This is a genomic window from Anaerolineae bacterium, from assembly GCA_014360855.1.
Classification (GTDB): domain Bacteria; phylum Chloroflexota; class Anaerolineae; order JACIWP01; family JACIWP01; genus JACIWP01.
This window is the reverse complement of the sequence record JACIWP010000232.1, coordinates 1-4,760: the sequence shown is the minus strand read 5'-3', so window position 1 is coordinate 4,760 and position 4,760 is coordinate 1. Positions and strand designations below refer to the sequence as shown.

The following is a 4,760-nucleotide window of genomic DNA, read 5'->3' as shown; positions in this document are numbered from 1 at the left end:
GAAAGAAGGGGTGTTGTACTCGCGGGATGCTTCCTTGTTGAAGACCAACAAGTGTCCGAATTGCGGGGGCGAGATCGAGCTGGCCGGCAAGGGGGTCAGCCGCTGTCCGTTCTGCGGGACCGAGATTTTCCTGTCCGAATGAGCACACAAAGAAAGGAGTGCTGTCATGGACTTTCGGGATGTCATTGAGGGAGCTAAGGGAGGGCTGGAGAAGTTTGCGGCCAGCCTGCCTGGCTTCAAAGGGTACAAGGAAAAGGAGTGGCGCCGCGAGGCGGATAAGCTCCTGCGCGGCAAACTGGCTGATGAGCTTGCTGTCCAGCTTCGCCGGCTGAACGAGCTCCAGCTCCGATTGGTGGACTCCGGCCTTATTGAGTTTACCGATGACCTAGGGCGCGCCATCAAGAAACTTGAGAACCTGATGGACCGCATCAAGACCGCCACCTATGGCTACAGCGGGTTCTTTGACGCCGTCAAAGTCAAGGAGAAGCAGTTGGATGCCATCTACGCCTTTGACGCCAAACTGCTGGAACAGTTGCCCAAGGTCGCGGAAGCCATTGATGCGGTGGGGCAGGACATTGAGGCCGGCACGGGCATCGGCGCCGGCATCCAGAAGCTGATTAAGGTGATCACCGCCCTGGCCGAGCAGTTCGAGAAGCGGAAAGAGGCCATCACTGCCGTTGGCGAAGTCACGGAAGCGGACGAGGAAGCGCTGGCGGAGCAGTAACATAGACCGCCTGTCACAGGATTAAGGAGGAATTCGAATGGCACGCATTTTTGATGTGATCGAGTACTTTGATCCCACCGGCCAGGAAATTGTTCACCGCATCCCCGAACAGGGTTCGGGGGATTTCCGGCTGGGGTCCCAGCTCATCGTGCGGGAGAGCCAGGCGGCGGTCTTTTTCCGCGACGGCAAGGCGCTGGACGTGTTCGGCCCTGGCCGGCATACCCTGACCACCGCCAACATCCCCCTGCTGGTGAAGCTCATCGGTGCACCGTTCGGCGGGGAAACCCCCTTCAAGGCCGAGGTCTACTTTGTCAACATGCGCGAGTTCCTCGACATGAAATGGGGCACCAAAGAACCCATCACCCTGCGCGATTCGGAACTGGGTATCGTGCGCCTGCGGGCCCACGGCCGCTACAGCATGCAGGTGGCCGACCCCCAGCTCTTCGTCAACAAGATCGTCGGCACCATGGGGATGTATCAGACCTCGCAGATCGAGGATTACCTGCGGGGGATGATCCTCTCCTGGCTGACCGATATGCTCGGGGAGACGTCCAAGACCATATTGGACCTGCCGCGACTGTTCACCGAGCTGTCCGCCGGCGTCAAGGCCAAGCTGGCGGACGAGTTTGCCGGCCTGGGCCTGGCTCTGAAATCCTTCTTCGTCGAGTCCATCAGCCTGCCCGAAGAGGTGCAGAAGATGATCGACCGGGGCGCCGGCATGCGGGCGGTGGGCGATATGGACAGCCTGTTGAAGATGGACATGGCGGAGAGCCTGCGCGACATGGCCACACAGCCGGGCGGCGGCGAGGCGTCGGGGGTGGGCATTGGCGCCGGCCTGGGCATGGGAGCAGCCATTGCCCAGACGCTGATGAGCTCCATGCAACAGCAGAAGCAAGCGCCTGGCGCGGCCGCGGCGGCCGGCACCTTCCCCTGCCCCAACTGCGGCACCCCCAATCCCGCCGGCGCGAAATTCTGCAGTAACTGCGGGCAGAAGCTGGAAGGGACGAGGTTCTGCAGTCAGTGCGGCGCTCCCCTGGCGCCGGGAGCCAAGTTCTGCAGTAACTGCGGCGCCAAGGTCGGATAAAAGGTTGCGAGAAGCGTCGCTGTACATCCCGCCGGCCGCAAGGCCGGCGGGATGCTTTCAGCGCATGGGGCGGGTGACGACTGTCGAAATTGTCGAGCAAGATAGTTGGATTTATAATATATCGGTGTGGGAGCCGGCAGGGAGAGGATAACCGCATGAACACGGCAGAGGCCGCGGCCCAGAAAATTATCGATAACGTCGAAAAGGTCATCATCGGCAAGCGCCAGGTCATTCACCTCATCGTCCTGGCCCTGTTTACCGAAGGCCATGTCCTGATCGAGGATGTGCCCGGGGTCGGCAAGACCATGCTGGCGCGTGCCATCGCTAAGTCCATCGGCTGTAGCTTCCGGCGCATTCAGTTCACGCCCGACATGCTGCCCAGCGATATCACCGGCGTCTCGGTCTTCAATCAGAAGACGCGCGAGTTCGAGTTCCGTCCTGGGCCGGTCATGGCCAACATCGTCCTGGCGGACGAGATCAACCGTGCCACACCCAAGACGCAGTCCGCCCTGCTGGAAGCGATGGAAGAGCGGCAGATCACCGTGGATGGGGTCACCTACGCTCTGGAATCCCCCTTCCTGGTGTTCGCCACGCAGAACCCCATCGAATATGAGGGGACATTCCCACTGCCCGAGGCGCAGGTGGACCGCTTTATGATGCGCGTCAGCCTGGGCTATCCGGCGGAGGAGCAGGAGATCGCCATCCTGGACGCCCAGCAGTACGACCACCCCATCCGCCATCTGGGGCAGGTGATTGCGCTGGACGAGCTGATGGCCGCGCAGGAACATGTCAAGCAGGTGTACGTCTCGGACCTGATGAAGGAGTACATCGTGCATCTCGTGGGGGAGACGCGCCGGCATCCCGACGTCTATCTCGGCGCCAGCCCGCGCGGCAGTCTGGCGCTGTACAAGACCGCGCGCGCCTTAGCCGCCACCATGGGGCGCGATTTCGTGATACCCGATGATATCAAGGCCCTGGCCGTCCCCACCCTGGCTCACCGGCTGATCCTCAGCCCCTCGGCCAGGCTGAAGAACGTGGGCCAGGAGACCATTATCCAGGAAATACTCGATTCCGTGCCAGTGCCGGGCACGCGTGTGGCACCCCGGCCGGCCAGCGTCTAGACATCAGTCGCCCAGTAGGGCGCATACATATCTCGTTGCAGGAGAGGTTACCCTGTGGCCAATGCAGATTTCGTGTTCTTACATGCTCCCAGCGTGTATGATTTCCGGCGGGAGTCCATCCTGTACGGGCCGATCAGCGACCTGGTGCCCTCCACTCCCGTGTTCGAAATGTATCCTATCGGCTTCACCACCCTGGCGGATTATCTGGAACGCCGCGGGTTTCGCGTGCGCATCGTGAATCTGGCGGTGCGCATGTTGAAGAGCCGGCGCTTCGATCCCGAGAAGCTCATCCGCCGGCTGAACCCTCTGGCCTTCGGCATTGACCTGCACTGGATGCCACATGCCCACGGCGCCATCGAGGTCGCCCGGCTGGTCAGACGCCATCACCCCTATACGCCGGTTATCTTCGGCGGCTTCTCCTCCTCGTACTTCCATGAGGAGCTGGTCCAGCGGCCGGAGGTGGACTTCGTACTGCGGGGGGACTCCACCGAGGAGCCTCTGGCCCAGCTCATGGAGCTGATCCGCGCCGGCAAGCTCGACGACGAGAGCCTTTCCCAGGTGCCGAACCTCACCTGGACCGACTCCGCCGGCCAGGTGCGCGTCAACCCCATCACCTACAGCCCCTCGGACCTGGACCATGTCATCATTGACTATACCTACGTGGTGCGGGCCGTGGCGCGTTACGCCGACCTGGCGAACTTTGTGCCCTTCAAGGACTGGCTGACGTACCCCATTACCGCCGCCCTGACCGTGCGCGGCTGTACGCACAACTGCCGCACCTGCGGCGGCTCCGTCTCCGCTTTCCGCCGCATCCACAACCGCTCCCGGCCGGCCTTCCGCTCGCCGGCGCAGTTGGCCGAGGACCTGCGCAACATCCGCCGCTTCTCGCGCGGCCCCATCTTTATCCTCGGGGACCTGCGCCAGCCCGGCATGGATTACGCCGAGGAGTTCCTGCGGCTGGTGGGAGTGGACCCCGGCCCGGTGATTCTGGAGCTGTTCGACGCGGCCGACCGCGCGTACATCCAGAAGCTGGCCCGCACCTTCCCCAACTTCACCATGGAAATCTCGCCGGAGTCCCATGATGATGAGGTGCGGCGGGCCTTTGGCCGGCCCTACACCACCGCCGCCATGGAAGAGACCATGGCCTACATCCTGGAGGCCGGCTGTAAGCGCCTGGACGTCTTCTTCATGATCGGCCTGCCGAAACAGGACTTCCAGTCCGTGATGGATACGGTCGCCTACTGTGGGCACTTGATGGAGCGCTTTGACGCCGGCGCCGATAAGCGCCTGTTCCCCTTCATATCCCCGCTGGCGCCCTTCGTTGACCCGGGGAGCGAGGTCTTCGAGCGCCCGGAGGAATACGGCTACACCATCCTCTTCCGCTCCCTGGAGGAGCACCGCCAGGCCCTGCTGGCGCCGAGCTGGAAATACGTGCTCAATTACGAGACGATCTGGATGGACCGGCACCAGATCGCCGAAGCGACGTATGAGGCCGGCTTCCGCCTGAACCGGCTGAAAAAGCAGTACGGCTTGATTGACCCGGCCGTGGCCGACGCCACAGAGCGCAGGATACAGCGCGCCCGCCGGCTGATGGCCCAGATTGATGATATCCTGCAGATCACCGATCCCATGCGCCGCCAACTGCTGTTGAACGCGCTCAAGCCCCAGGTGGATACTGCCAATCTCTCTACCGTTTGTGAGAAGACCGAGCTGAACCTGCCGGTGGGCCTGCTGAAATTCAACCTGCTGAACGCGGCCGGCATTGTGCTGGCCGGGGCCATGGGGCGCCGGCGGCTGGTCACTGTCCCCAACGGGGGTGGGGAAGAAAAGC

The 4,760-nt window shown here is 62.6% G+C and carries 4 protein-coding genes; all 4 read left to right on the top strand.

The window, feature by feature from the left end; all coding sequences use genetic code 11:
- The first annotated feature begins 166 nt into the window (after nt 1-166).
- A complete protein-coding gene (locus H5T60_11670; protein ID MBC7243091.1) occupies nt 167-724 on the top strand; it encodes a hypothetical protein in 558 nt (185 codons plus the stop codon).
- A 37-nt stretch (nt 725-761) separates the two neighbouring features.
- Nucleotides 762-1,808, top strand: a complete 1,047-nt coding sequence (locus tag H5T60_11665) for an SPFH domain-containing protein (GenBank protein ID MBC7243090.1) — start codon at nt 762-764, stop codon at nt 1,806-1,808.
- Nucleotides 1,809-1,963: 155 nt separating this feature from the next.
- The gene (locus H5T60_11660; GenBank protein ID MBC7243089.1) at nt 1,964-2,929 is read left to right on the top strand and encodes a MoxR family ATPase; all 966 of its coding nucleotides are present in this window, start codon (nt 1,964-1,966) and stop codon (nt 2,927-2,929) included.
- A gap of 54 nt (nt 2,930-2,983) precedes the next feature.
- A partial coding sequence (locus H5T60_11655) for a TIGR04190 family B12-binding domain/radical SAM domain protein (GenBank protein ID MBC7243088.1) occupies nt 2,984-4,760 on the top strand: 1,777 nt, incomplete at its 3' end.

Excerpts from the sequence above, each read along its gene's own strand:
- H5T60_11670 (MBC7243091.1), top strand. The coding sequence starts at position 167 with ATGGACTTTCGGGATGTCATTGAGGGAGCTAAGGGAGGGCTGGAGAAG.
- H5T60_11665 (MBC7243090.1), top strand. The coding sequence starts at position 762 with ATGGCACGCATTTTTGATGTGATCGAGTACTTTGATCCCACCGGCCAG.
- H5T60_11660 (MBC7243089.1), top strand. The coding sequence starts at position 1,964 with ATGAACACGGCAGAGGCCGCGGCCCAGAAAATTATCGATAACGTCGAA.